This window comes from Variovorax sp. PvP013, assembly GCF_050435945.1.
Classification (GTDB): Bacteria; Pseudomonadota; Gammaproteobacteria; order Burkholderiales; family Burkholderiaceae_C; genus Variovorax.
This window is the reverse complement of record NZ_JBNDLF010000001.1, coordinates 342623-369185: the sequence shown is the minus strand read 5'-3', so window position 1 is coordinate 369185 and position 26563 is coordinate 342623. Positions and strand designations below refer to the sequence as shown.

General features: G+C 69.3%; 22 protein-coding genes, 1 tRNA gene and 1 pseudogene. 7 read left to right on the top strand and 17 right to left on the bottom strand.

The window, feature by feature from the left end; all coding sequences use genetic code 11:
• Positions 1-76: 76 nt before the first annotated feature.
• From ispC to rpsB, 7 genes are all read right to left on the bottom strand, one after another.
• Positions 77-1279, bottom strand: coding sequence for a 1-deoxy-D-xylulose-5-phosphate reductoisomerase (gene ispC / locus ABID77_RS01810; RefSeq protein ID WP_429589982.1), 1203 nt, complete (start codon positions 1277-1279; stop codon positions 77-79).
• Complete coding sequence (locus ABID77_RS01805; protein WP_429589979.1) at positions 1276-2133, bottom strand: phosphatidate cytidylyltransferase; 858 nt, start codon at positions 2131-2133, stop codon at positions 1276-1278. Before ABID77_RS01805 ends, ispC begins: the two co-directional genes overlap by 4 nt.
• Positions 2133-2867, bottom strand: coding sequence for a polyprenyl diphosphate synthase (gene uppS, locus ABID77_RS01800; RefSeq protein WP_429589976.1), 735 nt, complete (start codon positions 2865-2867; stop codon positions 2133-2135). The genes ABID77_RS01805 and uppS overlap by 1 nt, the downstream gene beginning before the upstream one ends.
• A complete protein-coding gene (gene frr, locus ABID77_RS01795; RefSeq protein WP_429589973.1) occupies positions 2867-3427 on the bottom strand; it encodes a ribosome recycling factor in 561 nt (186 codons plus the stop codon). Before frr ends, uppS begins: the two co-directional genes overlap by 1 nt.
• A 14-nt stretch (positions 3428-3441) precedes the next feature.
• Entirely contained in the window at positions 3442-4164 is a 723-nt protein-coding gene (gene pyrH / locus ABID77_RS01790) for a UMP kinase (RefSeq protein ID WP_429589971.1), read from the bottom strand.
• Between the two features lie 99 nt (positions 4165-4263).
• Positions 4264-5187 carry a translation elongation factor Ts gene (tsf, locus tag ABID77_RS01785; RefSeq protein WP_429589968.1) on the bottom strand — a complete coding sequence of 308 codons (924 nt, stop codon included), beginning with the start codon at positions 5185-5187 and terminating at the stop codon, positions 4264-4266.
• Between the two features lie 79 nt (positions 5188-5266).
• Positions 5267-6022, bottom strand: a complete 756-nt coding sequence (rpsB, locus tag ABID77_RS01780; protein WP_429589965.1) for a 30S ribosomal protein S2 — start codon at positions 6020-6022, stop codon at positions 5267-5269.
• A gap of 291 nt (positions 6023-6313) precedes the next feature.
• On the opposite strand from rpsB, the gene ABID77_RS01775 reads away from it, so the two are divergent.
• Together ABID77_RS01775 and ABID77_RS01770 are read left to right on the top strand one after the other, a co-directional pair.
• Positions 6314-7564 (top strand): D-amino acid dehydrogenase, encoded by a 1251-nt coding sequence (locus tag ABID77_RS01775; RefSeq protein ID WP_429589962.1) that lies wholly within the window; start codon positions 6314-6316, stop codon positions 7562-7564.
• A gap of 31 nt (positions 7565-7595) precedes the next feature.
• Complete coding sequence (locus ABID77_RS01770; protein WP_429589959.1) at positions 7596-9056, top strand: NAD(P)H-hydrate dehydratase; 1461 nt, start codon at positions 7596-7598, stop codon at positions 9054-9056.
• A gap of 10 nt (positions 9057-9066) precedes the next feature.
• Here the strand turns inward: ABID77_RS01770 and ABID77_RS01765 are convergent, their stop codons facing one another.
• Together ABID77_RS01765 and rnr are read right to left on the bottom strand one after the other, a co-directional pair.
• Positions 9067-9849 carry an SDR family oxidoreductase gene (locus tag ABID77_RS01765; RefSeq protein WP_429589956.1) on the bottom strand — a complete coding sequence of 261 codons (783 nt, stop codon included), beginning with the start codon at positions 9847-9849 and terminating at the stop codon, positions 9067-9069.
• 26 nt (positions 9850-9875) lie between these two features.
• Positions 9876-12212, bottom strand: a complete 2337-nt coding sequence (gene rnr, locus ABID77_RS01760) for a ribonuclease R (RefSeq protein ID WP_429589953.1) — start codon at positions 12210-12212, stop codon at positions 9876-9878.
• Between the two features lie 89 nt (positions 12213-12301).
• Between rnr and ABID77_RS01755 the strand changes: the two genes are divergently transcribed.
• Together ABID77_RS01755 and ABID77_RS01750 are read left to right on the top strand one after the other, a co-directional pair.
• A tRNA-Leu gene (locus ABID77_RS01755) sits at positions 12302-12386 on the top strand.
• 74 nt (positions 12387-12460) lie between these two features.
• Positions 12461-12742 carry a hypothetical protein gene (locus tag ABID77_RS01750; protein ID WP_429589950.1) on the top strand — a complete coding sequence of 94 codons (282 nt, stop codon included), beginning with the start codon at positions 12461-12463 and terminating at the stop codon, positions 12740-12742.
• Between the two features lie 37 nt (positions 12743-12779).
• On the opposite strand, the pseudogene ABID77_RS01745 reads toward ABID77_RS01750, so the two are convergent.
• The 5 genes and pseudogenes from ABID77_RS01745 to ABID77_RS01725 form a co-directional block, all read right to left on the bottom strand.
• Positions 12780-13882: pseudogene (locus ABID77_RS01745) on the bottom strand (DNA glycosylase AlkZ-like family protein).
• Between the two features lie 62 nt (positions 13883-13944).
• A complete protein-coding gene (locus ABID77_RS01740) occupies positions 13945-14841 on the bottom strand; it encodes a DNA/RNA non-specific endonuclease (RefSeq protein ID WP_429589947.1) in 897 nt (298 codons plus the stop codon).
• Positions 14842-15021: 180 nt separating this feature from the next.
• Positions 15022-16437 carry a 30S ribosomal protein S12 methylthiotransferase RimO gene (rimO, locus tag ABID77_RS01735; RefSeq protein ID WP_429589944.1) on the bottom strand — a complete coding sequence of 472 codons (1416 nt, stop codon included), beginning with the start codon at positions 16435-16437 and terminating at the stop codon, positions 15022-15024.
• Between the two features lie 45 nt (positions 16438-16482).
• Entirely contained in the window at positions 16483-17028 is a 546-nt protein-coding gene (gene phaR, locus ABID77_RS01730; RefSeq protein WP_429589941.1) for a polyhydroxyalkanoate synthesis repressor PhaR, read from the bottom strand.
• A gap of 131 nt (positions 17029-17159) precedes the next feature.
• On the bottom strand, positions 17160-17531 hold the full coding sequence (locus ABID77_RS01725) for a hypothetical protein (RefSeq protein ID WP_429589938.1): 372 nt from the start codon (positions 17529-17531) through the stop codon (positions 17160-17162).
• A gap of 160 nt (positions 17532-17691) precedes the next feature.
• On the opposite strand from ABID77_RS01725, the gene ABID77_RS01720 reads away from it, so the two are divergent.
• Together ABID77_RS01720 and ABID77_RS01715 are read left to right on the top strand one after the other, a co-directional pair.
• Positions 17692-18726, top strand: coding sequence for a P1 family peptidase (locus ABID77_RS01720; RefSeq protein ID WP_429589936.1), 1035 nt, complete (start codon positions 17692-17694; stop codon positions 18724-18726).
• On the top strand, positions 18726-20090 hold the full coding sequence (locus ABID77_RS01715) for a TAXI family TRAP transporter solute-binding subunit (protein WP_429593233.1): 1365 nt from the start codon (positions 18726-18728) through the stop codon (positions 20088-20090). The genes ABID77_RS01720 and ABID77_RS01715 overlap by 1 nt, the downstream gene beginning before the upstream one ends.
• Positions 20091-20129: 39 nt before the next feature.
• On the opposite strand, the gene ABID77_RS01710 is transcribed toward ABID77_RS01715, so the two are convergent.
• Together ABID77_RS01710 and ettA are read right to left on the bottom strand one after the other, a co-directional pair.
• The gene (locus ABID77_RS01710; RefSeq protein WP_429589933.1) at positions 20130-21392 is read right to left on the bottom strand and encodes a PQQ-dependent sugar dehydrogenase; all 1263 of its coding nucleotides are present in this window, start codon (positions 21390-21392) and stop codon (positions 20130-20132) included.
• A gap of 124 nt (positions 21393-21516) precedes the next feature.
• Positions 21517-23178 carry an energy-dependent translational throttle protein EttA gene (ettA, locus tag ABID77_RS01705; protein WP_429589930.1) on the bottom strand — a complete coding sequence of 554 codons (1662 nt, stop codon included), beginning with the start codon at positions 23176-23178 and terminating at the stop codon, positions 21517-21519.
• A gap of 346 nt (positions 23179-23524) precedes the next feature.
• On the opposite strand from ettA, the gene ABID77_RS01700 reads away from it, so the two are divergent.
• The gene (locus ABID77_RS01700) at positions 23525-25336 is read left to right on the top strand and encodes a DEAD/DEAH box helicase (protein WP_429589927.1); all 1812 of its coding nucleotides are present in this window, start codon (positions 23525-23527) and stop codon (positions 25334-25336) included.
• A 190-nt stretch (positions 25337-25526) separates the two neighbouring features.
• Here ABID77_RS01700 and ABID77_RS01695 read toward each other — a convergent pair whose 3' ends face one another.
• Positions 25527-26516 carry a Bug family tripartite tricarboxylate transporter substrate binding protein gene (locus ABID77_RS01695; RefSeq protein ID WP_429589924.1) on the bottom strand — a complete coding sequence of 330 codons (990 nt, stop codon included), beginning with the start codon at positions 26514-26516 and terminating at the stop codon, positions 25527-25529.
• Between the last annotated feature and the right edge of the window lie 47 nt (positions 26517-26563).

The window sequence follows — 26563 nt, the reverse complement described above, 5'->3', positions numbered from 1 at the left end:
GTGAAGGAACAGGCAGGGGATTCTCGACAGGAACCCGGAACGAAGCTGGCTGGAACCCTGCCCGTCGGCGAAGGACTCAGATTCCCGAGCGCCCGACCGCGGCGCGAGCCGCTTCGCGGGCCCTGGCATCGATCGCCAGCAGATCGTCGAGCGACGATGGCTTGGAAGGCGACAGGGCCGCCAAAGTTTCCAGGTTGACCGCGTGGATGCGATCGAAGCGCAGGCGCCGGTCGAGAAAGGCCTCGACGGCGATCTCGTTGGCGGCATTCAGCACGGCCGTCGTGCCCGGCGTCGCGGCAAGCGCCTGCCAGGCCAGTGCCAGCCCGGGGAACAGCGCGGCGTCGGGGGTCTCGAACGTCAGGGCCGACATGGCGCGGAAATCCAGGCGCGTCGCGCCGCTCTCGATGCGTCGCGGCCAGGCGAGTCCGACGGCGATCGGCACGCGCATGTCGGGCGTGCCCAGTTGCGCCATGACGGAGGCATCGGTGAACTGCACCATCGAATGAATGACGCTCTGAGGATGGATGACGACCTCGATCCGGTCGGGCGCGACGCCGAACAGGTGCCGGGCCTCGATCACCTCGAGCGCCTTGTTCATCATGGTGGCCGAGTCGACCGAGATCTTCCGGCCCATGACCCAGTTCGGGTGGGCGCAGGCCTGCTCGGGCGTGACGTCGCCGAGCGAGCCGGGAGCGCGCGTGCGGAACGGTCCGCCGGACGCCGTCAGGATGAGCTTGTCGATGCATCCGGCCCAGGTCCGGGCGTCCTCCGGAAGCGACTGGAAGATGGCCGAATGCTCGCTGTCGATGGGCAGCAAGGTCGCACCGCCGGCACGCACCGTCTCCATGAAGAGTTCGCCGCCGACCACCAGCGCTTCCTTGTTGGCCAGCAGGAGCCGCTTGCCGGCGCGCGCCGCCGCCAGGCAGGGTGCGAGTCCGGCCGCGCCGACGATGGCGGCCATCACGGCATCGACGTCCTCGTGCGACGCGATGGTCTCGAGCGCTTCGGGCTCGGCGAGCACACGCGTGGGCAGGCCGTTGCGCGCCAGCTTCTCCGCCAGGATCGCGGCATGCGGCGCGCTCGCCATGACGGCGAAGCGCGGCCGGAACCGGGCGCACTGGGTCAGCATCTCGTCGACCCGGGTCGAGGCCGACAACGCGAAGACTTCGAAGGATTCGGGATGCCGGGCGATGACGTCGAGCGTGTTGGCGCCGACCGAACCGGTCGACCCCAGCACCGTGACGCGCTGCTTCGCCTCCACCGTTCCGCTGGCGCTCACGTCGCCGCGGCCAGGGACGCCAGCATCATCGCGATGGGCAAGGTGGGAAGGAGCGCGTCGACGCGGTCGAGGACGCCACCGTGGCCGGGCAGCAGGTTGCTGCTGTCCTTGGCACCGGCGCTGCGCTTGACCAGGGACTCGACCAGATCGCCGACGACGCTCATGGCCGCCATGGCCAGCACGCCGAGGATCAGCAACCACCAGCCCACCGAGGCCAGCCGGGTGTAGAGGCTGGCGACCGTCGCCTGCGCGGACGCATCGGCCCAGACCCAGGCGAAGGCCAGCAGCACCACGCCGATCATCCCGCCCCAGACGCCCTCCCAGCTCTTGCCCGGGCTGATCGACGGCGCGAGCTTGCCGCGCGTGAACTTGAGGCCGAAGGCACGGCCGGCGAAATAGGCGAACACGTCGGCCACCCACACCAGAAGGAAGATCGACAGCAGGAAGTTGACGCCCCAGGTGCGCGCCTGGACGGCGGCCAGCCAGGCCACCCAGAGCGCCAGCAATCCGCCGACCAGACGGACCGGCCGCGGAATCTTCGGCCAGCCGGGCACGGCACCGCGCAGCAGGGCCGCGCCGCCCAGGACCCAGGCCGCGCTGGCCACGATCCACACGCCCGACAGCCGCTGCTCGATCAGTCCGGCCCACCAGGAAAAGGTGCAGAGCAGCACCATCTCGATGCCCAGGAACACCGACATGCGCGGACCGTAGCCGTTGAGCCGCCCCCACTCCCAGGCGGCGGCGCCGATCAGCACCAGCATCACCACCGTGAACGGCACGGGTGTTGCATAGAACAACGCCGGCAGCAGGATGGCCAGCAAAACGAGGGCGGTGATGATTCGCTGCTTGAGCATCAGGCGGTACGCCGGTCGCGGGGCGTCGGGGTCTTGACCTGGGCCGAGGTCTTGCCGAATCGGCGCTCGCGGCGCTGGAAGGCGGCGATGGCTTCGTCGAGCGCGGCTTCATCGAACTCCGGCCAGAGCCGGTCGCTGAAGAAGAGCTCGGCATAGGCGCTCTGCCAGAGCAGGAAGTTCGACAGGCGCTGCTCGCCGCCGGTGCGGATGAAGAGATCGGGGTCGCTCACGTGCGCGAGCGCCATGGCGCGGTCGAGGTTGTGCTCGGTCAAGGGCTCGCCGCGTTCGACCAGCGTCGCCGCCGCACGTGCGATGTCCCAGCGTCCGCCGTAGTTGAAGCAGACGTTGAGCACCAGACGCTGGTTGTGCGCCGTGGCGGCTTCCGCCTGACGCAGGCCGGCGGTCAGCTTGTCCGACAGGCCGCCCTTCTCGCCGATGAAATGCAGCTGCACGCCATCGGCGGACAGCCGGGGCACCTCGCGGGCCAGGGCACCGACCATCAGGTCCATGAGGCCAGACACCTCGTCGACCGGGCGATTCCAGTTCTCCGACGAGAAGGCGAACACGGTGAGCACCTTGACGCCGCGATCGCTGCAGGCCTTGACGCAGCGGCGCAGCGATTCCACGCCCTGCTTGTGACCGGCCACGCGCGGCAGGAAGCGCCGGGTCGCCCAGCGGCCATTGCCGTCCATGACGACGGCGATGTGATGAGGAACCGCCGGCGATGTGTTCATCAGACCGCCATGATCTCGGCTTCCTTGGCCGTGACCAAACGATCGATCTCGGCGATGTGCCGGTCGGTCACTTTCTGGATGTCGGCCTCGGCGCGCTTCTGATCGTCTTCGGAGGCCAGCTTGTCCTTCACCAGCTTCTTGACCGATTCGTTCGCATCGCGACGCAGGTTGCGCGTGGCGATCTTGGCGGACTCGCCTTCGTTGCGGACCAGCTTGGTCATCTCGCGGCGGCGCTCCTCGCTCATGGCCGGCAACGGCACGCGGATCAGGTCGCCCATCGACGCCGGGTTGAGGCCGAGATCGCTCTCGCGGATGGCCTTCTCGATCTTGGCGCCCATACCCTTCTCCCAGGGCTGGACGCTGATGGTGCGCGAATCGAGCACCGACACGTTGGCCACTTGGCCGAGCGGCACCGAGGAGCCGTAGTAGTCGACGTGGATCGAATCGAGCAGCGCCGAGTTGGCACGGCCCGTGCGGATCTTGGTCAGGTTGCTCTGGAACGCGGCGAGCGACTGGTTCATCTTCGCGTCGGTCGCGCTCTTGATGTCTGCGATGGTCATGTTCTTTCTACTCCTCAGGCATGCACGAGCGTGCCTTCGTCCTCGCCCCGCACGACGCGCTTGAGCGCACCGTTCTTGAAGATCGAGAACACCTTGATCGGCAGGTTCTGGTCACGGCACAGCGCGAAGGCCGTGGCGTCCATGATGCCGAGATTGCGGGCGATCGCCTCGTCGAACGTGAGCGACGTGTAGCGCGTCGCATGGGGATCCTTCTTGGGATCGGCGGTGTAGACGCCGTCGACCTTGGTCGCCTTCAGGACGAGCTCCGCGCCGATCTCGGCACCGCGCAGCGCAGCGGCCGTGTCGGTCGTGAAGAACGGATTGCCGGTGCCGGCGGCGAAGATGACGACCTTGCCTTCCTCGAGGTACTGCAGCGCCTTGGGCCGCACGTAGGGCTCGACCACCTGGTCGATGGCGATGGCCGACATCACGCGCGCGATGAGGCCCTGCTTGTTCATGGCATCGGCCAGTGCCAATGCGTTCATGACGGTGGCCAGCATGCCCATGTAGTCGGCGGTCGCCCGGTCCATGCCGACCGATCCGCCGGCCACACCGCGGAAGATGTTGCCGCCGCCGATCACGACGGCCACCTGCACCCCCATGTTCACCACCTCGCCGACCTCGCCCACCATGCGGACGATGGTGGCGCGGTTGATGCCGAACGCGTCGTCTCCCATCAGCGCCTCCCCCGACAGCTTCAAGAGGATGCGCTTGTGGGCGGGACTGGCTTCGGGCATGTGGAGTTTCCTTTGGGTGAAGATCGGAGACAAGTGTAAAACCATGTCACAGCGACCGCACGCCGAAGCTTCGGCATGCGGTCGTGGACGGGCCGGATGTCAGGCGGCGGCCTTGGCGGCGGCGACCTGGGCGGCGACTTCGGCCGCGAAGTCGTCGACCTTCTTCTCGATGCCTTCGCCGACGACGTACAGCGTGAAGGCCTTGATCGACGAGTTCGACGCCTTGAGCATCTGCTCGACGGTCTGCTTGTCGTTCTTCACGAAGGGTTGGTTGTGCAGCGAGACCTCCTTGAGGTACTTCTGCACACCGCCTTCGATGCGCTTGGCGACGATGTCGGCCGGCTGCGTGGGCTTGCCGGCGGCTTCGGCGGTCTTGCGATCCTCCTCCGCCTTGCCCGCCGCCACGGCGCGTTCCTTCTCGATCAGCTCGGCCGGCACGTCGGCGCTGGAGATCGACACCGGCTTCATGGCCGCGATGTGCATCGCCACGTCCTTGGCCGCCGTGTCGTCGCCTTCGAATTCGACCACCACGCCGATGCGGGTGCCGTGCAGGTACGACGCCAGCTTGCCGTTGCCCGAGAAGCGCTTGAAGCGACGAAAGCTCATGTTCTCGCCGATCTTGCCGATCAGGCCCTTGCGCACGTCCTCGAGCGTGGGGCCGAAGCCGTCCTGCTCGTACGGCAGGGCGCCCAGTGCCGCCAAGTCGGCCGGATCGTGCTTGGCCACCAGGGCGGCCGACGCGTTGGCCAGGGCCAGGAAGCTGTCGTTCTTGGTGACGAAGTCGGTTTCGCAGTTGATCTCGACCATGGCACCGGCATCGCCGTCGACGAAGGCGGTGACCACGCCTTCGGCGGTGATGCGGCCCGAGGCTTTGCCGGCCTTGTTGCCCAGCTTGATGCGCAGCAGCTCTTCGGCCTTTTCCATGTTGCCGTCGGCCTCGGTCAGGGCCTTCTTGCATTCCATCATGGGAGCGTCGGTCTTCGCGCGCAGTTCGCCCACCATGCTTGCTGTGATTGCAGCCATTGTCATTTCTCCGTAACTCAAAAAATCAGATCAAAAAAAGGGGCCGACAGCCCCTTCTTCAAGGCTCGCGAAAGCGCGATCAGGCCGAAGCGTTCTCTTCGACTTCGACGAATTCGTCGCTCTCGCTCTCGGCGATGGCCTTGACGACATCGTTCGTGGCGCTGTTGCGGCCTTCGATGATGGCGTCGGCGATGCCGCGCGCGTAGAGCACCACGGCCTTGGACGAGTCGTCGTTGCCCGGGATCACGTAGTCGATGCCTTCGGGCGAGTGGTTGGTGTCGACCACGCCGATCAGCGGAATACCCAGCTTCTTGGCCTCGGCCACGGCGATCTTGTGGAAGCCCACGTCGATCACGAAGATGGCGTCGGGCAGCGCGGTCATGTCCTGGATGCCGCCGATGTCGCGCTCGAGCTTCTCGATCTCGCGGGTGAAGGTCAGCTGTTCCTTCTTGCTCAGGCTGTCGAGGCCGGCTTCCTGCTGGGCCTTCATGTCCTTCAGACGCTTGATCGAGGTCTTGACGGTCTTGAAGTTGGTCAGCATGCCGCCGAGCCAGCGGGTGTCGACGAAAGGCACGCCGGCGCGGCGGGCTTCGGTCGCGACGATCTCGCGGGCTTGGCGCTTGGTGCCGACCATCAGGATCGTGCCGCGATTGGCCGTGAGCTGCTTGGCGTACTTCTGTGCGTCCTGGAACAGCGGCAGCGACTTTTCCAGGTTGATGATGTGGATCTTGTTGCGATGTCCGAAGATGAACGGGGACATCTTGGGGTTCCAGAAGCGGGTTTGGTGACCGAAGTGGACACCGGCTTCCAGCATTTCGCGCATGGTCGTCGACATAGGAGTTTCTCCGAAGGTTGGGTCTGAAATCCGGTCCGTTTCGCGGCTTGCCTGGAAGCCGCGACACCTTGAATGGGCCGGTTTGCGAGTCGTTCCGCGCCGTCGACCGGTCGAGAGACCGCCTTGGGCGAAACCCAACGAGTATACCACCGCCCTCCTCTACCGATGCCGCTGCGAGGCGCGCCGGACCCGGGCCGGGCCGGCGGAGGCACAATCGCCGCCCGGGCCATTGCCCTCCCATCGTTTCCGTGTCCGCCTGCCGGACCACCGCATCTGTCTACAAGAACCCCAATGAAAATCGCGATCGTGGGCGCCGGCATCATCGGCGTCGCCACTGCCTGGGAACTCGCCTGCGACGGGCACGAGGTCAGCGTGTTCGAGCGCCGCGGCGCGGCCGCGGAGGAAGCCAGCTTCGCCAATGCTGGCGTCGTCGCGCCGGGCTACGTCACGCCCTGGGCGGCGCCCGGCATGCGCGCCAAGGTGCTGCGCTCGCTGCTCTCGACCCACGGCGCCATCAAGGTGCGCTGGCCGCTGTCGATGCGCGACGTGCGCTGGATGAGGCAATGGCAGCGCGCCTGCGACCTGGAGACCTACCTGGCCAACCGCGCGCGCATGCAGCGTCTGGCCTTCTACAGCCGATCGCGCCTGCACGAGATCAGCGCGGCGCGCGAGCTGACCTACGAGCGCAGCGACGGCTACCTGGTGCTGCTGCGCTCGCGCCGCGAGCAGAAGCTCGTGCAGCCGGGTCTGGAGGTGCTGCGCGCGGCCGGCACCGTGTTCCGCGAGGTCGATGCCGAAGAAGCCCGGCGCATCGAACCCGCGCTCAGCACCGACACCCGCCTCGCCGGCGCCATCCACCTGCCCGACGACGAGGTGGCCAACTGCCGGCAGTTCGCCCTGCTGCTCAAGCGCGAAGCCGAAGCGCTGGGCACACGCTTCCATTTCAACTGCGACATCGCGCCCCTGAGCCGAGCGGCGCCACGCTCGCTGGCACTGGCGAGCGGCTCGGCGGCGGTGCCGTTCGACGCCGTCGTCATGTGCGCAGGCGTGGCCTCGGCCGAACTGCTGCGCCCGCTCGGACTGCGCGTTCCGCTCGCGCCGGTCTACGGCCACTCGATCACCGCGACATTGCGCGAGCCGCTCAACGCCCCGCGCAGCGCCGTGATGGACGAACGCTACAAGGTCGCCATCTCCCGCATGGGCCAGCGCGTGCGCGTGGCCGGCAGCGCCGAGATCGGCGGCGGGCCGGACGTCATCCATCCGGCGGCGTTGCAGACGCTCTACAAGGTGCTGCACGACTGGTTTCCCGGCGCCGTGGCCCTGCAATCGGGCGTGCAGAAATGGAAGGGCGCGCGCCCGATGCTGCCCGACGGCCCGCCGGTCATCGGACCGAGCGGCGTGCCGGGCGTGTGGCTCAATCTCGGCCACGGCTCGAGCGGCTGGGCGCTGTCGTGCGGCAGCGCGCGCGTGCTGGCGGACCTGGTGAGCGGCCACGATCCCGGCATCGACCTCGAAGGCCTGGGACTCGACCGCCTGCTCTGAACGCCGCGGACGGCGCCCGCACAATCGATCGATGCATCGCGTCACCACCGATCTCGCGGCCGATCTCTTCGACGTCGCGGCCACGCGGCGCATCGAGCGACGCGCCGCCGCCGCCCTGCCGCCGCACACCCTGATGCAGCGTGCGGGAAGCGCAGTGGCCCGGCTGGCGCTGGCGCTCGTTCCCCATGCGCGCTGCATCTGGATCGCCTGCGGACCCGGCAACAACGGCGGCGACGGCCTGGAAGCCGCAGCGCAGTTGCGACGGCGCGGCATCGACGTGGTCGTCACCTGGCTGGGCGATGCGCGGCGGCTGCCGCCCGACGCGGCGGCGTCGTTGCAGCGCGCACGCGAGAGCGGCGTCGCCTTCGCCGCCGATCCACCCGGCGCCTGCGACCTCGTCATCGACGCGCTGCTGGGCATCGGCGCCTCGCGACCGCCCGAGGGCGCGATGGCCGACTGGCTGCGACGCATGGCCCTGGAACCGGCGCCGGTGCTGTGCGTGGACGTGCCGTCGGGACTCGATGCGGACACGGGCAGCCTGGCCGCCGGCCTGCCGGCACCGGCATCGGACGCACCGCGGGCACCGCGTCACTGCCTGTCGCTGCTCACGCTCAAGCCCGGCCTGTTCACCGCGCACGGACGCGACGTCGCCGGCGAGGTCTGGTTCGACGACCTCGCCTGCCCGAGCGGCGGCGAGCCGCCGGTGGCCCGGCTCTCCGGCGCGCCGCCGCACCGCTCGCGTGCCCATGCGACGAACAAGGGGAGCCACGGCGACGTCGCCGTCGTCGGCGGCGCGCCGGGCATGGCGGGCGCGCCCGTGCTGTCGGCCACGGCGGCCCTGCATGCCGGCGCCGGGCGCGTCTTCGTCGCACCGCTCGACGACGCGGCGCAGATGTTCGATTTGCTGCGGCCGGAACTGATGTTCCGCCGCCCGGACGAGATCGCGCTGGAACGCACGGCGATCGTCTGCGGCTGCGGGGGCGGCACGGCGGTGCGCGGCGTCCTGCCGCGGATCCTCGCGCAGGCGCCGACGCTGGTGCTGGACGCCGATGCCCTCAACGCCGTGGCGCTCGATGCCACGCTCCGGGCCGCCGTGCGTCGACGCGCCGCGCGCGGCTGGCGCACGGTGCTGACGCCGCATCCGCTGGAAGCGGCGCGGCTGCTCGGCATCGACACCGCCGAGATCCAGGCCGACCGGCTCGCGGCGGCGCTGCGGCTGGCGCTGGAGTTCGGCTGCGTCGCGGTGCTGAAGGGTTCGGGCACCGTGATCGCGACGCCGGACGAGATGCTGCGCGTCAACCCCACCGGCAACGGCCTGCTGGCAACGGCCGGCACCGGCGACGTGCTCGCCGGCATGGTCGGCGCCGCCCTGGCGGCCGGCCGGCCGGCCCTGCAGGCGGCCTGCGAGGCGGTCTGGCGTCACGGCGACATGGCCGACCGCTGGCCGGCGCGCACGCCGCTGACGGCCGGCGCGCTGGCGACGGCCGCCTGAACGCAGAGACTCAGCCGCGCCCGACGAAGGGCATCTTCGTCGCCATCACCGTGTGGAACAGCACGTTGGCCTCCAGCGGCAGGTTGGCCATGTAGAGCACCGACTGGCCGACGATCGCGACGTCGATCAGGGGCTCCACGGCGATGTCGCCGCTGGCCTGCGGCACGCCCTTGGCCATGCGCGAGGCCAGCTCGGTCATGGCGTTGCCGACGTCGATCTGGCCGACCGCGATGTCGTACTTGCGCCCGTCGAGCGAGGCGGTCTTGGTCAGCCCCTCCACGCCGTGCTTGGTCGATGTGTAGGCCGCCGAGTTCGGACGCGGCGTGGTCGCCGAGATGGAGCCGTTGTTGATGATGCGGCCGCCGCGTGGCGACTGCGACTTCATCGTGCGGAAGGCCTGCTGGATGCAGAAGAACATGCCGCTGAGATTGATGTCGACGACGCCGCGCCACTGCTCGGCCGTCCAGTCCTCGAACGGTCCGGGCGGGTTGCCCACGCCCGCGTTGTTGAACAGCAGGTCGACGCGCCCGAAGCGACCGACGGCCGCCTCGAACAGCGCGCGCACGGAGTCCGGGTCCGACACGTCGGTGGACACGGCCTGCGCACGCGTGCCGGCGCCCGACTCGTCGGCCACCTTCTGCAGCGGCTCCGGCCGGCGGCCGGCGAGGGTCACGTTCCAGCCGTCGGCCAGCAGCGCGAGCGCCGCGGCGCGGCCGATGCCGCTGCCCGCGCCGGTGACGATGGCGGTGCGGACCTCGGGGCCGGCGGCCCCCTTGTCGTTCTTGTCGTTCATGGAAATGTCTCCGGTGTGAATGTCGTTCAGCGGCGCGGCTTGCGCCCCTTCATCTTGTTGGCGGCCTTCTTCACGGCGGACTTGAAGGCCTGCATCGCCGACTGAGGCGCCTCGGTGCCACGCTCGGCGACGTCCGTGCGGTCCGCTCGATCGGTGCGCTCCGCGCGGTCGGTGCGTTCGGCCGGCGCGCGGGAGGCGCCGTCCTTGGCGCGCGACGCGTTGCGCGAGCCGCCCTTGCCGCCATTGCCACCGCCGCCGCGCTTCGACTTGGCCGGCGCATCGCCCGACGCCACGCCCTTGTCCTTCATCGCGCGCGACATCAGGTCCTCGCCTTCTCGCACCAGGCGGAAGTCGATCTTGCGGCCGTCGAGGTCGACGCGGCTGACCTGCACCCGCACGCGGCTGCCGATGGCGTAGCGGATGCCCGTGCGCTCGCCGCGCAGTTCCTGGCGCATCTCGTCGAACTTGAAGTACTCGCCGCCGAGTTCGGTGATGTGGACCAGGCCCTCGACATACATCGCGTCGAGCGTGACGAAGATGCCGAAGGTGGTGGCCGAGGACACCACGCCGCCGTACTCCTCGCCGAGGTGCTCGCGCATGTACTTGCACTTGAGCCAGGCCTCGACGTCGCGGCTGGCCTCGTCGGCGCGGCGCTCGTTGGCGCTGCAGTGCAGCCCCGCGGCCTGCCAGGCGAGCACTTCCTTGGTCGGTGCGACCGTCTCCTTCTGCGGCTTCTGCGTCGGCGCCTTCACGCGCGAGGCCAGGCGCTTGGCCAGCTTGGCGTGCGCCTCGCCCGGCGTCGGCAGCATCGGCAGCGTGTACTTCTGCTTGTTGAGGATCGCCTTGATGACGCGATGCACCAGCAGGTCCGGATAGCGCCGGATCGGGCTCGTGAAGTGCGTGTAGGCCTCGTACGCCAGGCCGAAGTGGCCGCTGTTCATGGGCGTGTAGATGGCCTGCTGCATCGAGCGCAGCAGCATGGTGTGGATCTGCTGCGCGTCGGGGCGGTCCTTGGTCGCCTCGGCGATGGCCTGGAACTCGCCGGGCACCGGGTCGTCGGTGATCGACAGGCCCACGCCCATCGCCTTCAGGTAACCGCGCAGGATCTCCTTCTTCTCGGGCGTCGGGCCTTCGTGCACGCGGAACAGGCCCGGGTGCTTGCCCTCGGCGATGAAGTCGGCGCTGCAGACGTTGGCCGCCAGCATCGCCTCCTCGATCAGCCGGTGCGCCTCGTTGCGCGTGCGCGGCACGATCTTCTCGATGCGTCCGGCGTCGTCGCACACGATCTGCGTCTCGGTGGTCTCGAAGTCGACCGCGCCGCGCCGACCGCGCTGCTTGAGCAACGCCTTGTAGACGTCGGAGAGGTTGAGCAGGTCCTTGACGCGGTCCTTGCGCTTGGCGGCCTCGGGGCCGCGCGTGTTGCTCAGGATCGCGGCGACCTCGGTGTACGTGAAGCGCGCGTGGCTGAACATCACCGCCGGGTAGAACTGGTAGGCGTAGATCTCGCCGTCGGCGGCCACCAGCATGTCGCACACCATGCACAAACGCTCGACCTCGGGGTTGAGCGAGCACAGGCCGTTGCTGAGCTTCTCCGGCAGCATCGGGATCACGCGGCGCGGGAAATAGACGCTGGTGGCGCGGTCGTAGGCGTCGATGTCGATCGGCGCGCCGGTCTGCACATAGGCGCTGACGTCGGCGATGGCGACCAGCAGCCGCCAGCCCTTGCCGCGCCCGACCTTCGCAGGCTCGCAGTAGACGGCGTCGTCGAAGTCGCGCGCGTCCTCGCCGTCGATGGTCACGAGGGGCACGTCGGTCAGGTCGATGCGACCGCGCTTGTCGGCCGGTCGCACCTTTTCGGGCAGCGCGCGCGCCTCGGCGAGGCAGGCCTCGGAGAACTCGTGCGGCACGCCGTACTTGCGCACCGCGATCTCGATCTCCATGCCGGGATCGTCGATCTCGCCGAGCACCTCCTTCACGCGTCCGACCGGCTGGCCGAAGAGCGCCGGCGGCTCGGTGAGCTGCACCACGACGACCTGCCCGACCTTCGCCGGCCCGGTCGCGCCCTTGGGGATCAGGACGTCCTGGCCGTAGCGCTTGTCCTCCGGCGCGACGAGCCAGATGCCGCCCTCGTGCAGCAGGCGGCCGATGATCGGCTGCTCCGGGCGCTCGACGATCTCGACGACGCGGCCCTCGGGCCGGCCGCGTCGGTCCTGGCGGACGATGCGCACCTTGACGCGGTCCTTGTGCAGCACCGCGCGCATCTCATTGGGTGGCAGGTACACATCGGCTTCGCCGTCGTCGCGCTGCACGAAACCGTGGCCGTCGCGATGTCCTTGAACCGATCCTTCAAATTCTTCCAACAAACTGTTGGCATGGTCATTATTTTTGATATGATTGCTCTCTTTCCTGAAATTCAAAACGCGTTGCAAGGTTAGTTCCTTGCAGCAAGTGGGCCCAGATGGCGGAATTGGTAGACGCACTAGTTTCAGGTACTAGCGAGTAACATCGTGGAGGTTCGAGTCCTCTTCTGGGCACCATACCTAATTCGAGAGAACCCCGTTGGATCAACGATCCAACGGGGTTTTTTCTTGTCCGCTCGAACGAGGTGTCGATGCGCCCCGTTTCCTCGTCACCGATCGACACCATTCCACCCGCCGCGATCGTGGTGACGATCGGCGAATCGTTCGAGGCGAACCCGCAGGTGGCGGCCAGCAAAACAGATTCCGGCAAGGAAGGAAGAAGGCGTCGGGTGGAGGAAGGCGGGAATCCGCCGAGGCGCCGGCCGAAGCCGGACGATGCGATCCACATCGCAAGCGCATGGATCGGTCGCAGTCTATCCCAGATGACCTGCCGCATCGGACGTCTCCTGTGCGCGAACGGCCGTCGGTCATGAGCCCTTCGACCGCCGGATCCGGCGAAATCGAAACGCATCAGCGTCCCTCCAGGAAGCGCGTCATGCGCTGCAGCTCCTCGTCGAGCGCGACCTGGAACGCCGACCCCTCGGGCCTCGCGCCTTCCACGTAGCCCAGGGTCGGCCGCAGGCATCCGTCGTGCACGGCGACGTTGGCCCAGCCGACCACGTGCTCCCGCCAGAGCAGCGGCAAGGCGTAGTGGCCGAACCTGCGCTCGGCCGGCGGCGTGTAGGCCTCGAACTTGTACGTCCAGCCCCAGAGCAGTTCGAAGCGGCGGCGGTCCCAGACCACCGGATCGAAGGGCGCGAGCAGCCGCACCCGGTCGTCGACCGCATGACGCCGCGAGCGCGGGCTCTCGTCGGCCGGCCAGAACCAGACTGTACCGTCGATGCGGCGACTCGCCAGCCGCTCGCGTGCCAGCGCGAGCGCCACCCGTGCCGGCCCGACAGGTGCGGCGCGCCGTAGCCGACGAGCAGCCGCACCAGGTAGGTCAGGCTGGCGGCCGGCAAGGGCGCGTACTTGCGCACCACCAGATCGATCAACGCGGCGGCCCGCTGCGCGCGGCCCTCGGGACCGTCATCCACGGCGGGCGGATGGGTCACCGCCTCGTAGACCCGCGTGCCGCCGTCGCGTCGCCGCACCCGCAGCAGGCCGCGGTAGTGCAGGCCGTCGAGGAGGTGCGAACTGGCGTTGCTCGTGCCGCCCCAGTGGTTCGTCATGCGGCCGTGGGCGAAATGCCGCTCGACCTCGCGCGGATGCACCGCGCCCCGCTCGCGCACGAAGTCCAGGATCTCGACCGCCTTGCGTCGCGTGTCGTCGTCCCAGGCCCGGGCGGCTTCGCGCGGATGCATCAGCGCGAGGTGCTCGCGCGGCAGGAAGCCGTAGTTCACCAGGCTGTCCTCCTCGATCGCGAGGCGCTCGTAGCGGCGCTCGAGATCGCCGGCGCGGTAGTCCTCGACCCGGTGGCGCAGCGTCAGATCCTGCGCCCGGGCGGGCGCGCGGATCGGGTCGGCCTGCACGAAGCCCAGGCGCCGGATGGCCGCCGGCAGCGTCGTCGGCTTGAAGAGGGTGCGCGCCACCGCGTAGCGGCGCAGGTCGTCGAGATCGGGTTCGCGTGGCATCGGAAGGATTGCAGCACGGCTCGGCCCGGACGTCGCGCCGTGCCACCCGCGGACGCCCTTCCCTACGACGCCGATTGCGCCAGCAGTTCCAGCCCGGAGCGTTGCCGGAACTCCTGGTAGCTGATGGGCTGGAGGTCGTGCCGGCCGGCGTCGTTGGTCGCCCAGTAGGCCCAGGTCCGACCGTCGGCGCGGCTGTAGACCACCTTCCAGGTGTGGCTCGGCACCCAGACCCTGCCGGGGCCGATGGTGCGGGGCCGCTGGTCGAACGCCGGACCGGTGAAGACGAAGACGTCGCCCGGCGCGCGGGCCGCGTACTTGCGCGTGGCCTGCTCGATCTGGCTCCAGGCGCGCTGGTTGAGCTCGGGCGCCTGGGGGACCATGTTGGCCAGCGAGAACGACTGCGCCTTGGCGGCGTCGGTGGGCATGTCGCCGGCGGGCGCCATGTGGCCGCGGTCGTAGCCGCTGCCGACGTAGTCCGCGAGCTGCGCGCGGTCGGCCGAGGGCAGGCGCGCCTCGGGATAGAAGCGGTCGTTCCGCTTGATCGACTTGGCGGCGTCGACGCTCGTGCGCGTCAGGCGCTCGACCGTGTAGACCGCCGTCTTGCTCTCGCCGGAATGCAGCACCGCGAAGCTGTCGAAGCACAGCGCGCGCTGGCGTCCCGGCCACGTCACCGCCGGCGGGCGGCCGGGGAAATGCTCGGCGCAGCGGGCGAAATCGCCCGCCACCGCCGAGGTCGCCGGCGGCTGTGCCTGCGCGGACGGGGAGGTCTGCGACGGCGCCGGCGGCCTGGTCGTCGTCGCGACGCCGGGACGGGTGGCCGGCGCCTGGTACGGCTGGAGGCTGCACCCCGGCGCCTGCACCGCAGCGGCCACCGCCAGGACCACGCTGATGCCGATCCGTCGGACCGCGGGTGGAATGCCGCCGCTTCGTTTCTTGGTTCTGTAACTGCGCTTTGCCATGCCCGAATCATCGGGCATCACATAGATTTGTTAAGAATCTTCCTCAGACCAGTCTGAAAACATCAATCGAAACGAATGCTGATGCAGCGCGACGCATGCCATCCCTTGACGAGACGGCATTCGATCCTGCGATTTTTCGGTGTCCTGCCATTGGGACGGGCGCTGCGCGTGCCCCGTGCCTCAGACCGGCAGCGCGACCAGGTCGTGGCCTTCGACGCCGACGATGCGCGCGCGCGTGAACTCGCCGACTTTCATCGTCTTGCTGATCTTCTCGGGCGGCAGCAGGCGCACGATGCCGTCGATCTCGGGCGCGTCGGCATAGCTGCGGCCGACGCCGCCCTTCCTGCCGAGGCCCGGCGCCGAGTCGACCAGCACCTGCATCGTGGCGCCGACGCGGCGCTGCAGCCGGGCGATCGACACCGCCTCGGCCACCTCCATGAAGCGCGCGCGGCGCGCCTCGCGTTCGGCCTCGGGCAGCATGCCGGGAATCTCGTTGGCGGCGGCGCCTTCGACCGGGCTGTAGGCGAAGCAACCTGCGCGGTCGATGCCGGCCTCGCGGATGAAGTCGAGCAGGTGCTCGAACTCGGCCTCGGTCTCGCCGGGAAAACCGGCGATGAAGGTGCTGCGGATGACGAGTTCGGGGCACATCTCGCGCCAGCGGGCGATGCGCTCCAGGTTCTTCTCGCCGCTGGCCGGGCGCTTCATGCGGCGCAGCACGTCGGGGTGGCTGTGCTGCAGCGGCACGTCGAGGTAGGGCAGCACGCGGCCGCTGGCCATGAGCGGGATCACCTCGTCGACGCTCGGATACGGATAGACGTAGTGCAGTCGCACCCAGGCACCGTACGGCTCGGCGATCTCGCCCAGGGTGCGCACCAGCTCCAGCATGCGCGTCTTGACCGGCGTGCCGTCCCAGAAGCCGGTGCGGTACTTGACGTCGACGCCGTAGGCCGAGGTGTCCTGGCTGATGACCAGCAGTTCCTTCACGCCACCCTCGAACAGCGCCTTCGCTTCGCCGAGCACGTCGCCGATCGGGCGCGAGACCAGGTCGCCGCGCATTGAGGGAATGATGCAGAAGGTGCAGCGGTGGTTGCAGCCCTCGCTGATCTTTAGGTAGGCGTAGTGGCGCGGCGTGAGCTTCAGGCCGGCGATGCCGAAGGCGTTGGGCACCAGGTCGACGAAGGGATCGTGCGGCTTGGGCAGGTTGGCGTGGACGGCGTCCATCACCTCCTGCGTCGCGTGCGGGCCGGTGACGGCCAGCACGCTCGGATGCATCTGCCACACCAGGTTGCCGCCCTGGTCGCCGGTCTTGGCACCCAGGCAGCCGGTGACGATCACGCGGCCGTTCTCGGCGAGTGCCTCGCCGATGGTGTCGAGGCTTTCGCGCACGGCGTCGTCGATGAAGCCGCAGGTGTTGACGATGACGAGGTCGGCGCCCTCGAAGGTCTTGGAGGTCTGGTAGCCCTCGGCGCTCAGGCGCGTGAGGATCAGTTCGGAGTCCGTGAGGGCCTTGGGACAACCCAGACTGACGAAGCCGACCTTGGGTGCGGCCGATGGTGGGATGGTGGTGGTGGGTTCGGGGAAGACGACGTCGCTCATCCCCCGATTGTCGGCGTTAACGCCTCAGAGCCGCCTGGCGCCGTCTCAACGCCCTTCGTTCGGCCGCTTGAGTCCGAATGCGCCCAGCACCTGCTCGGTGTTCTTCTGCATCTGTTCCTGCATCTGGATGAACACGTTCTTCGACTGCTCGACGTAGTTGCCCATCACGCCCTGGAGCACCGGCGACTGGGCGGTCATGAAGCGCGCCCAGAGTTCGGGCGACAGGCCCTCGGCCTTGTCGGCGAGCTGGGCCTGCATCTCGGTCATGGCCTGGATGTTCTTCTCCAGGTAGGAGCCCATGAAGCCGTGCATCGCCTTGCCGTGGAAGCGGATGATGCTCGCGAGCACCGGCTCGGTGAACATCGGGGCGCCGCCGGCCTCCTCCTCCAGGATGATCTGCAGCAGGATGCTGCGGGTCAGGTCCTCGCCGCTCTTGGCGTCGCGCACCACGAACGGCGTGCTGCGCATGACCAGCTGCTTGACTTCGGCCAGGGTGATGTAGGCCGACGTTTCCGTGTCGTAGAGCCGCCGGTTGGGATACTTCTTGATCACCCGCGATTCAGGCTTGGCGGCGATCTTGTTGCTCTGCACGGAAATTTCCTTCGGGGGGTGGTGGCCAGGGGTGCGAAAACCATTGTATGAACCGGTTTTGCTGCACTGCACCCAAGGTTACCCTGAGCGCCCGGACCGTGCCGGGCGGTGAGGATGCGTCGCCAAAACGTTCATTCCTCGACCGGCGGCGCGGTGAGGTATTCGGCCCCGCAGACCTTGCAGATCGCCGAATCCGGACGCTCGTCCGTCGCGGCACGAAAATGCAGCGGATTCTTCACCCCGCCCAGCACCCAGCAGCGCGGACAGTGCGCCTGTCCCGTCAATGGCAGGTAGCCGCGCGAGCGCTGCTGCGCGCGGTCGCGAGTGACGGGAGAGCCCAGCTGCTCGATGCGGGCCACGTCGTGCGCGACGGAGGTCCAGTGCTTGCCCTGCGCCGTGTCCCGCAGGCCGTAGACGACCCGGGCGAACTCCAGGGGGGCCTGTTTCAGCAATGCGGCGATGCGGTGCTGTTCGAGTGATGGATCGATGGCGGGATGATTCATCGGACGTCGGCGAAAGTTGCTGAGCAACAAGTTAACACATAGTTCTCATTTTCAGCGCGCCGACGATCGACGAGGTGAGCATGTGCGCACTTTTTCCACCCGGACGACGGTGCGACGGGAAGCCGGCCGACCCTCGGACTCACGCCGGATAATCGCGCCCATGTCTTTCCCGCTCTCCTTCGCTCCGGCCGCCGGCCAGGGTGCCATCACCGATGTTCCGGGCATCGAGGTCGGCCATTTCAGCGACGAGCGCCGCCCGACGGGCTGCACCGTGATCCTCGCGCGCGACGGCGCGGTCGGCGGCGTGGACGTGCGCGGCGCGGCGCCCGGCACGCGCGAGACCGATCTGCTCGCGCCCGGCAACCTGGTGACGCACGTCCACGCCGTCATGCTCGCCGGCGGCAGCGCCTGGGGACTGGCGGCGGCCGACGGCGCGATGCGCTGGCTGGAGGAGCGCGGGATCGGCCTGGACGTGCGTTTCGGCACGCTGCCGATCGTGCCGGCGGCGGTGCTGTTCGACCTGCCGCTGGGCGATGCACGCATCCGGCCCGACGCCGCCGCCGGCTATGCGGCCTGCGAGGCCGCCTCGGCGCGGCCGCCGGCCGAGGGCAACGTCGGCGCCGGCAGCGGCGCGCTGGTGGGCAAGCTGTTCGGCGCCGAGCGGGCGATGAAGGGCGGCATCGGCAATGCCTCGGTCACGGTCGGCGGCGTCACCGTCGGCGCGCTCGTCGCCTGCAACGCCCTGGGCGACGTGGTCGACCCCGACACCGCGCGGGTCGTGGCCGGCGCGCGCACCGCCGACGGCCGCGCCCTGCTCGACACCCGGCGCGCATTGCTGCGCGGCGAGTCGCCGCGTCCGCTGCTCGCCGGCACGAACACCACGCTCGGCGTGATCGCGACCGACGCGGTGCTGACCAAGGTGCAGGCCCAGCGCCTCGCCGCGGTCGCGCACGGCGGGCTGGCGCGCGCCATCAATCCGGTCCACACCATGAGCGACGGCGACACGCTGTTCGCGCTCGCCACCGGCCGCGTGCGGCTCGAAGGCGACGCGCCCGGCATGACCGTGCTGGGCACGATGGCCGCCGAGGTGGTCGCGCGCGCCACGCTGCGCGCGGTGCTGGCGGCGCGCTCGGTCGACACCGGCACGCTGCGCATCCCGTGCGCGGCCGACCTGGCGGCGTGGAGCGCGGCCTGATGCCCAAGACGTTGCGGCTCGTCCTGCTGTCGATCCGCGACCTCGTCGTCTCGATCGGCCCCGTCGTCTTCATCGTCATCGGCCTGCTGATCGCGGCCTACTGGTGGCTCGATCCGCAACCGCCGCGCCGCGTCACGCTGGCCACCGGTCCGGCCGGCAGCGCGTATGCCGAGTTCGGCCGCCGCTACGCGCAGGCGCTGGCCGCCGAGGGCATCCAGGTCGAACTGCGCGCGAGCGACGGCTCGCTCGACAACCTGCAATTGCTGCGCAACGGCGGCGCCGACCTGGGCTTCGTGCGCGGCGGCAGCGCCGACGTGGTGGCCGACGAGCGCGCCGGGCTGACCTCGCTCGGCAGCCTGTTCTACGAGCCGCTGTGGGTGTTCTACCGAATCGACGCCGCGTCGCGCGTCGATCGCAGGAACCCGGTGCTGGGCTCGTTGGCGCAGCTGCGGGGCCTGCGCGTCAACGTCGACAAGCACGGCAGCGGCGTGCCGGAGATGGTCGACCAGATGCTGCGCGCCAACCGCCTCGACACGACGTCGCTCAGGCTCTCGCACCTGGAGCCGACGCCGGCCGCCGAGGCGCTGGAGAGCGGTTCGCTCGACGCGGTGATGTTCGCCTCGGCGCCCGAGGCGGCGCTGGTGCAGCGGTTGCTGCGCACGCCCGGCATCCGGCTGATGGACTTCGGACAGAGCGACGCCTACGCGCGGCGCTTCGCCTTCCTGTCGGCGGTGACCCTGCCGCGCGGCGTGGTCGACCTGGCGCGCGACGTGCCGTCGCACGACGTGTCGATGCTCGCCGCCACGACCTCGCTGCTGGCGCGCGAGCAGACGCACCCGGCCCTGCGCCAGCTGTTCGCCCAGACCGCGCAGACCCTGCACGGCGGCGCCGGCTGGTTCAACCGCGCGCGCGATTTCCCCAACACCCGCACCAGCGAACTGCCCGTGAGCCCCGAGGGCGACCGCGCCATCAACGGCACGCCGCCCTTCTGGCAGCGTTACTTGCCGTTCTGGGCCAGCAACCTGGTCGAGCGCATGTGGCTGGTGCTCGGCGGCCTGCTGGTGCTGATGCTGCCGCTCAGCCGGGTCGTGCCGCCGCTCTATCAGTTCCGGGTGCGTTCGCGCGTCTTCCGCTGGTACGGCCAGCTGCGCGACATCGAGACCAAGGTCGACATCCCCCAGGACGACGCCCAGCGCCAGGCCCTGATCAAGGAACTCGACGATCTCGACCGCACGGTCAACAAGGTGGCCGTGCCCCTGTCCTATGCCGACGAGCTCTACGCGCTGAGGAACAACATCGCCTCGGTGCGGCGGCGGGCGCAGGAAGCCGCTACCAGCATGCCGCCCGTCGCGCGCGGCGCGTGAGCCGGTGACGACGGGGCGACGGCCCCGATCGTCTAGCGCTCACCGCTCCAGGCGCAGCACCTTGCCGTTGTCCGTCAGGAGATACAGCCAGCCGTCCGGGCCCTGGCGCACGTCGCGGATGCGCTCGCCGCGCTCGGCCAGCAGGCGCTCGCGCTGGACCACCCTGTCGCCGTCGAGCACCAGGCGCCAGAGCGCCGTGCCGGCAAGCGCGCCGACGAACAGGTTGCCCTGCCAGCCGATCAGCCGGTCGGCGCTGTAGAACGCCATTCCGCTGGGGGCGATGGAGGATTTCTGGCCGCTGGTCCAGGCCGAGCCGTCGATCTTTTCCCAGTACGTCGCGGGCTGCTCCAGCCCGGCCTTGGCGGTGCCCTCGCCGATCTGCGTGACGGTGCCGTATTCCTGGCCGTAGCTGATCACCGGCCAGCCGTAGTTGCGTCCGGGCAATGTCAGATTCACCTCGTCGCCGCCCTGCGGGCCATGCTCGCTGGTCCAGAGCTGGTCGGTGCCGGGACGCATCGCCGCGCCCTGCGGATTGCGATGGCCGTAGCTCCACACCGCCGGCTGCGCACCCACGGTGACGACGAAGGGATTGGTCGGCACCGGCAGGCCGTCGGTGGTGATGCGCATCACCTTGCCGTTGCCGCGATCGAGCGCCTGCGCGAAGCCGCGCTGGTCGCCGCTCAGGCGATCGCCGAGCGTGACGAAGAGATGGCCGTTGCGGTCGAACGCCAGCCGCGAGCCGTAGTGCGCGGAACTGCCGCCGACCTTGGGCTCCTGGCGATAGATGACCGTGACGTTGCTCAGGGTACGCGCGGTGGCGTCGAGTTCGGCACGCCCCACGGCCGTGCCGTTGACCGGGCCGATGCGTTCCGTGAAGGTGAAATAGATGCGGCGGTTGGTCGCGAAGGCCGGGTCGACGGCGACGTCGAGCAGCCCTCCCTGCCCGTCGAAGTCGACCGCCGGGACGCAGCAGACTTGGTCGTTGCCGCCGTTCGACGCACTGCCGTCGGCGTTGCGCAGGCGCAGTTGTCCGCCGCGCTGGGTGATGAGCATCCGCCCGTCGGGCAGGAAGGCGAGGCTCCACGGGCTCGACAGACCGGCCGCGACTTCCACCACCTTCAGCGGCCCGGGCTCGGGTGCCGGCGCCGGTGCCGGCGGGGGTGCGGGCGCCGGGGCCGGCGCCGGTGCGGGCACTGGCGTCGGCGCCGTGGCCGTGCCGCCACTGTCGCTGCCTCCGCCGCCGCCGCAAGCGGCCGCCAGCAGGCACAGGGCCGATCCAAGGATTCGTCTCGTGAGCGTCATCGCCATAGCTCCTGGTTGGTGCAGCGCCTCATCTTGACACCACCGCCACCGGCGCTCCATGAAAAAACCACCCGAAGGCGGTTCGCGTGAGTCCGCAGGGCAAGTGCGGCGCGGCGACGCGGCCTTACTTCAAGGCCTTGTATCGCATCCGCTTGGGCTTGGCGCCCTCCTCGCCCAGGCGCTTCTTCTTGTCGGCCTCGTACTCCTGGTAGTTGCCGTTGAAGAAGGTCCACTGGCTGTCGCCCTCGGCGGCCAGGATGTGCGTGGCGATGCGGTCGAGGAACCAGCGGTCGTGGCTGATGACCATCACCGTGCCGGCGAATTCCAGCAGCGCGTCTTCCAGCGCGCGCAGGGTCTCCACGTCGAGGTCGTTGGACGGCTCGTCGAGCATCAGCACGTTGCCGCCGGCGATGAGGGTCTTGGCCAGGTGGAGGCGGCCGCGTTCGCCGCCGGAGAGCGTGCCCACCTTCTTCTGCTGGTCCGCGCCGTTGAAGTTGAAGCGGCCCGCGTAGGCGCGGCTGGCCATCTGGAACTTGCCGACGTTGATGATGTCCAGGCCGTTGGAGATGTCCTCCCAGACGGTCTTCTGGTTGGCCAGTTCGTCGCGATGCTGGTCGACGAAGGCGGCACGGACCGTGGAGCCGATGACGACCTCGCCGCTGTCGGGCTGTTCCTTGCCTGCGAGCAGCTTGAACAGCGTGGACTTGCCCGCGCCGTTCGGGCCGATGATGCCGACGATGGCGCCCGGCGGCACGGTGAAGCTCAGGTTGTCGATCAGCATGCGGTCGCCGAAGGACTTGCTGACGCCGTGGAACTCGAAGACCTGCTGGCCCAGCCGCTCCGCGACCGGGATGAAGATCTCCTGCGTCTCGTTGCGCTTCTGGTATTCCATGTCGCTCAGCTCCTCGAAGCGGGCCAGACGCGACTTGCTCTTGGCCTGGCGCGCCTTCGGGTTCTGGCGCGACCACTCCAGCTCCTTCTTCAGCGCCTTGGCGTGGGCTTCCTCGCTCTTCTGTTCCTGCGCCAGGCGTTCGCCCTTCTGCTCGAGCCAGGTGCTGTAGTTGCCCTTCCAGGGGATGCCGCGTCCGCGGTCCATTTCCAGGATCCATTCGGCGGCGTTGTCGAGGAAGTAGCGGTCGTGGGTGATGGCCACCACGGTGCCGGAGAAGCGCTGCAGGAACACCTCGAGCCACTCCACCGATTCGGCGTCCAGGTGGTTGGTCGGTTCGTCGAGCAGCAGCATGTCGGGCTTGGACAGCAGCAGCCGGCACAGCGCGACGCGCCGCTTCTCGCCTCCCGAGAGCAGGCCGATCTTCGCGTCCCACGGCGGCAGGCGCAGCGCGTCGGCGGCGATCTCCAGCTGGTGCTCGGAATCGGTGCCGGCGGTGGCGATGACGGCTTCGAGTTCGGCCTGTTCGGCGGCCAGCGCGTCGAAGTCGGCGTCCTCGGCGCCGTAGGCGATGTAGACCTCCTCGAGACGCGCCTTGGCCGCGAACACCGCGCCCATCGACTCCTCGATCGACTCGCGCACCGTGTGCTCGTTGTCGAGCTTGGGCTCCTGCTCCAGGTAGCCGATGGTCATGCCGGGCATCGGCAGCGCCTCGCCCTCGTACTCCTTGTCGACGCCGGCCATGATCTTGAGCAGGGTGGACTTGCCCGAGCCGTTGAGGCCGAGCACGCCGATCTTGGCGCCCGGGAAGAACGACAGCGAAATGTCCTTCAAGAGCTGCCGCTTGGGCGGCACGGTCTTGCTGACGCGGTTCATCGAATAGACGTATTGAGCCATCTGTGTGTGCGTGTGTGTGGTGTTCGGGTTTGCTGCGGAATGGCGTGGCGCGCGGGTGCGGCGGCGGCCGGTGCGACGGGTCCGTGGAGGGCCGCGAAGGAATACCGATTATCCGCGCAGTTCGGCGGCATGCCGATCGTGCGACAATCCGGCTTCGTCGCCGGGTGCAGTTGCCCGCGACAGCGGCTCTTCCGCCGGGGACAAGAAGGCTTCCACGCATTCGCATGCGACGGGCCCTCGGCTCCCACCCCTGATTCATCCGCCTTGACTGGCCGGGTCGCTCCCAATCAAAAGAGCACCACGGCGGGCTGATGCCACCGCGCCATGCAAGGCGCCATTGCTTCCAATGACTTTCGCAGAACTGAATCTGGCCCCGGCCATTCTCAAAGCCGTGCTCGAACATGGCTACGACACCCCCACCCCCATCCAGGCCCAGGCCATCCCCGTGGTGCTCGACGGCCACGACCTGCTCGGCGGCGCGCAGACGGGCACCGGCAAGACCGCGGCCTTCACGCTGCCCCTGCTGCAGAAGCTCTCCACCGGCGAGCGCGCGCGCAACAAGTTCGGCGGCATCGGCATCCGCGCCCTGGTGCTGACCCCCACGCGCGAACTCGCCGCGCAGGTCGAGGAATCGGTCCGCACCTACGGCAAATACCTCGAACTCACGTCCAGCGTGATCTTCGGCGGCGTCGGCATGAACCCGCAGATCAGCAAGCTCAAGAGCGGCGTCGACATCCTGGTGGCCACGCCCGGCCGCCTGCTCGACCTGCAGCAGCAGGGCATGCTCGACCTCTCCCAGGTGCAGATGCTGGTCCTCGACGAGGCCGACCGCATGCTCGACATGGGCTTCATCCACGACGTGAAGAAGATCCTCGCCCTGGTGCCGCGCGACAAGCAGAGCCTGCTGTTCTCGGCCACCTTCAGCGACGAGATCCGCGACCTGGCCGCCAACCTGCTGAAGAATCCGCAGAGCATCCAGGTGACGCCGCGCAACACCACCGTCCAGCGCATCACGCAGGTGATCCACCCGGTGGGCCGCGGCAAGAAGAAGGCGCTGCTCGCGCACATCATCAACGAGCACAACTGGAGCCAGGTGCTGGTGTTCACGCGCACCAAGTTCGGCGCCAACAACGTCGCCGAGTTCCTGACCAAGAACGGCATCGAGGCGATGGCGCTGCACGGCAACAAGAGCCAGAGCGCGCGCACCCAGGCGCTGGCCGGCTTCAAGAGCGGCGACATCCGCGCCCTCGTGGCCACCGACATCGCCGCGCGCGGCATCGACATCGACGAGCTGCCGCACGTCGTGAACTACGAGATCCCCAACGTCAGCGAGGACTACGTCCACCGCATCGGCCGCACCGGCCGCGCGGGCAACAGCGGCGAGGCCGTGAGCCTGGTCTGCCTGGACGAGGAAGGCTTCATGCAGGAGATCGAGCGCTTCACCAAGCAGCAGATCCCGGTGAAGATCGTCGAGGGCTTTGGCCCCGAGGACGACGAGCGCGCCGAGCCCATCGCCATGGGTCGCCAGACGATCTGGGGCGGCGCCGGCCGCCCGCCGAGCCGCGACGTGATGCAGGCCGCCGCCAAGGCCGCCCGCACCGAGATGCTCCAGCGCATCCGCGACAACAAGGCCGGCCAGGGCGATCGCGCCGGTGGCGGCCAGGGTGGCAACAACGGCGGCGGCAACGGCGGTGGCCAGCGTCGCGGCCCGGCACCGCAGGGTGCCCGCAATGGCGGCGGCAACGGCGGTGGCGGCCAGGGCCCGCGCGGCCAGGGCGCCCGCGGACCGCAGGGCGGCGGCATGGGCTATCGCGGCGCGCCGAGCCCGGCGCGTGCACCGCAACCGCACCACGCCGCGCCCTACGCCGGCGTGCCGCACGACGAGCGCCAGCCGCGCCATCACGGCAACAGCCACAGCCCGACGCAGGCCAACCAGGTCGCGCACCTGCGCGCCGAAGCGGTCGCCGGTGGCGAGGGCCAGCCCGATCCGCTGCGCACCAGCGTCGACGCCTTCGGCGGCGGTCGCGGTCGCCGTGGCGGCGGCGGTGGTGGCGGCTACGGCGGCAACCGCTCCGGCGGCGGTGGCCGTTCGGGTGGCGGTGGCGGCTACGGTGGTGGCGGCAACCGCTCGGGCGGTGGCGGCCGGTCGTACGGCTGATCCGGGACGGGTCTCCTCCCGTCGCCCGTATTCATGGAAAAAGGCGCTTCGGCGCCTTTTTCCATGGCGCCGTCGTCGGCACGACGGCGACGGTCCATGGGCGCACGAAGGCTCGCGCGGCGCCTGACGATCACCCGGCCCCCGAACTTGCCCGTCCGGCCAACCGACGCGCGGGGACGGCGCTCGCGTCCTACGACCGGATGCCGAGCTTGGGCACCAGCTCCTTGAAGAATTCGTGGTCGCGCTTCATGGCCGCGCCGAACTCCGGCGCGTCGAGGTAGGAGAAGCCGAGGTTGAGCTTTTCCAGCGCCTCGGGCAGCGCCGGGTCGGCCGCGGCCTTGCGCGTGGCCGCGCGCAGCACGTCGACGATGTCGGAGGGCGTGGACTTGTGCACGGCCAGGCCGCGCCAGGTACCGATCGACAGGTCGACCTTGCGCTCCTTGAGCGTAGGCACCTTGTCGAAGGCCTTCAGGCGCTGGTCGGCCATGACGGCGAGCATCTTCAGCTTGCCCCCCTGCACGTGGGCGGCGACCTCGCCGGGACTCACGGCCACCGCGTCGATGTGGCCGCCCAGCAATGCCACCACACCCGGCGCCGCGCCCTGGTAGGGCACGTGGTTGAACTTGACCCCGGCGCGGTCCTCCAGCGCGGCGGCGGCCAGGTGCCAGATCGAGCCGTTGCCGGAGTTGCCCACGCGGACCTCGTCGGGCTTGGCCTTGGCGGCGGCGAGGAACTCCTCGATCGTGTTCCAGGGCGCCTCGGCGCGCACGGTGATGGCGGCCGGATCGGCGTTGAGCCGCGCGACCGGCTGGAAGTCGGCGTAGGTGAACTTGGAGAGGTTCAGGTGCGGCAGGATCACCAGCTCGGCGATGACGACGCTGACCTTGTAGCCGTCGGGCTTGCCGTTGAGGACGTCGCTCATGCCGACCACGCCACTGGCGCCAGGCTTGTCGTTGACGATCAGCGGCTGCGGCAGGTGCTTCTTCACGATCTCGGCGAAGGCGCGCGCCAGGGCGTCGGTGCCGCCGCCGGCCGAGGCCGGCACGACCAGTTCGATGGGCTTGTTGGGATAGCCGGACGATTGCGCGCGCGCCGCCAGGGACAGCGGCAGCATCGCCACCCCCAGGCCCTGGAGCAGGCGACGGCGGTGGGCGTTCGATGGATTCGACGGATCGGTCATGGGCATGGTCGGGAGTGCGGTGGATCGGAGGAAGGCGCGGGCGGCGA

Coding starts and splice junctions, on each gene's coding strand:
- ABID77_RS01805 (WP_429589979.1), bottom strand. CDS start 2,133: ATGCTCAAGCAGCGAATCATCACCGCCCTCGTTTTGCTGGCCATCCTG.
- uppS (WP_429589976.1), bottom strand. CDS start 2,867: ATGAACACATCGCCGGCGGTTCCTCATCACATCGCCGTCGTCATGGAC.
- frr (WP_429589973.1), bottom strand. CDS start 3,427: ATGACCATCGCAGACATCAAGAGCGCGACCGACGCGAAGATGAACCAG.
- pyrH (WP_429589971.1), bottom strand. CDS start 4,164: ATGCCCGAAGCCAGTCCCGCCCACAAGCGCATCCTCTTGAAGCTGTCG.
- tsf (WP_429589968.1), bottom strand. CDS start 5,187: ATGGCTGCAATCACAGCAAGCATGGTGGGCGAACTGCGCGCGAAGACC.
- rpsB (WP_429589965.1), bottom strand. CDS start 6,022: ATGTCGACGACCATGCGCGAAATGCTGGAAGCCGGTGTCCACTTCGGT.
- ABID77_RS01775 (WP_429589962.1), top strand. CDS start 6,314: ATGAAAATCGCGATCGTGGGCGCCGGCATCATCGGCGTCGCCACTGCC.
- ABID77_RS01770 (WP_429589959.1), top strand. CDS start 7,596: ATGCATCGCGTCACCACCGATCTCGCGGCCGATCTCTTCGACGTCGCG.
- ABID77_RS01765 (WP_429589956.1), bottom strand. CDS start 9,849: ATGAACGACAAGAACGACAAGGGGGCCGCCGGCCCCGAGGTCCGCACC.
- ABID77_RS01750 (WP_429589950.1), top strand. CDS start 12,461: ATGCGCCCCGTTTCCTCGTCACCGATCGACACCATTCCACCCGCCGCG.
- ABID77_RS01740 (WP_429589947.1), bottom strand. CDS start 14,841: ATGGCAAAGCGCAGTTACAGAACCAAGAAACGAAGCGGCGGCATTCCA.
- rimO (WP_429589944.1), bottom strand. CDS start 16,437: ATGAGCGACGTCGTCTTCCCCGAACCCACCACCACCATCCCACCATCG.
- ABID77_RS01725 (WP_429589938.1), bottom strand. CDS start 17,531: ATGAATCATCCCGCCATCGATCCATCACTCGAACAGCACCGCATCGCC.
- ABID77_RS01720 (WP_429589936.1), top strand. CDS start 17,692: ATGTCTTTCCCGCTCTCCTTCGCTCCGGCCGCCGGCCAGGGTGCCATC.
- ABID77_RS01715 (WP_429593233.1), top strand. CDS start 18,726: ATGCCCAAGACGTTGCGGCTCGTCCTGCTGTCGATCCGCGACCTCGTC.
- ABID77_RS01710 (WP_429589933.1), bottom strand. CDS start 21,392: ATGACGCTCACGAGACGAATCCTTGGATCGGCCCTGTGCCTGCTGGCG.
- ettA (WP_429589930.1), bottom strand. CDS start 23,178: ATGGCTCAATACGTCTATTCGATGAACCGCGTCAGCAAGACCGTGCCG.
- ABID77_RS01700 (WP_429589927.1), top strand. CDS start 23,525: ATGACTTTCGCAGAACTGAATCTGGCCCCGGCCATTCTCAAAGCCGTG.
- ABID77_RS01695 (WP_429589924.1), bottom strand. CDS start 26,516: ATGACCGATCCGTCGAATCCATCGAACGCCCACCGCCGTCGCCTGCTC.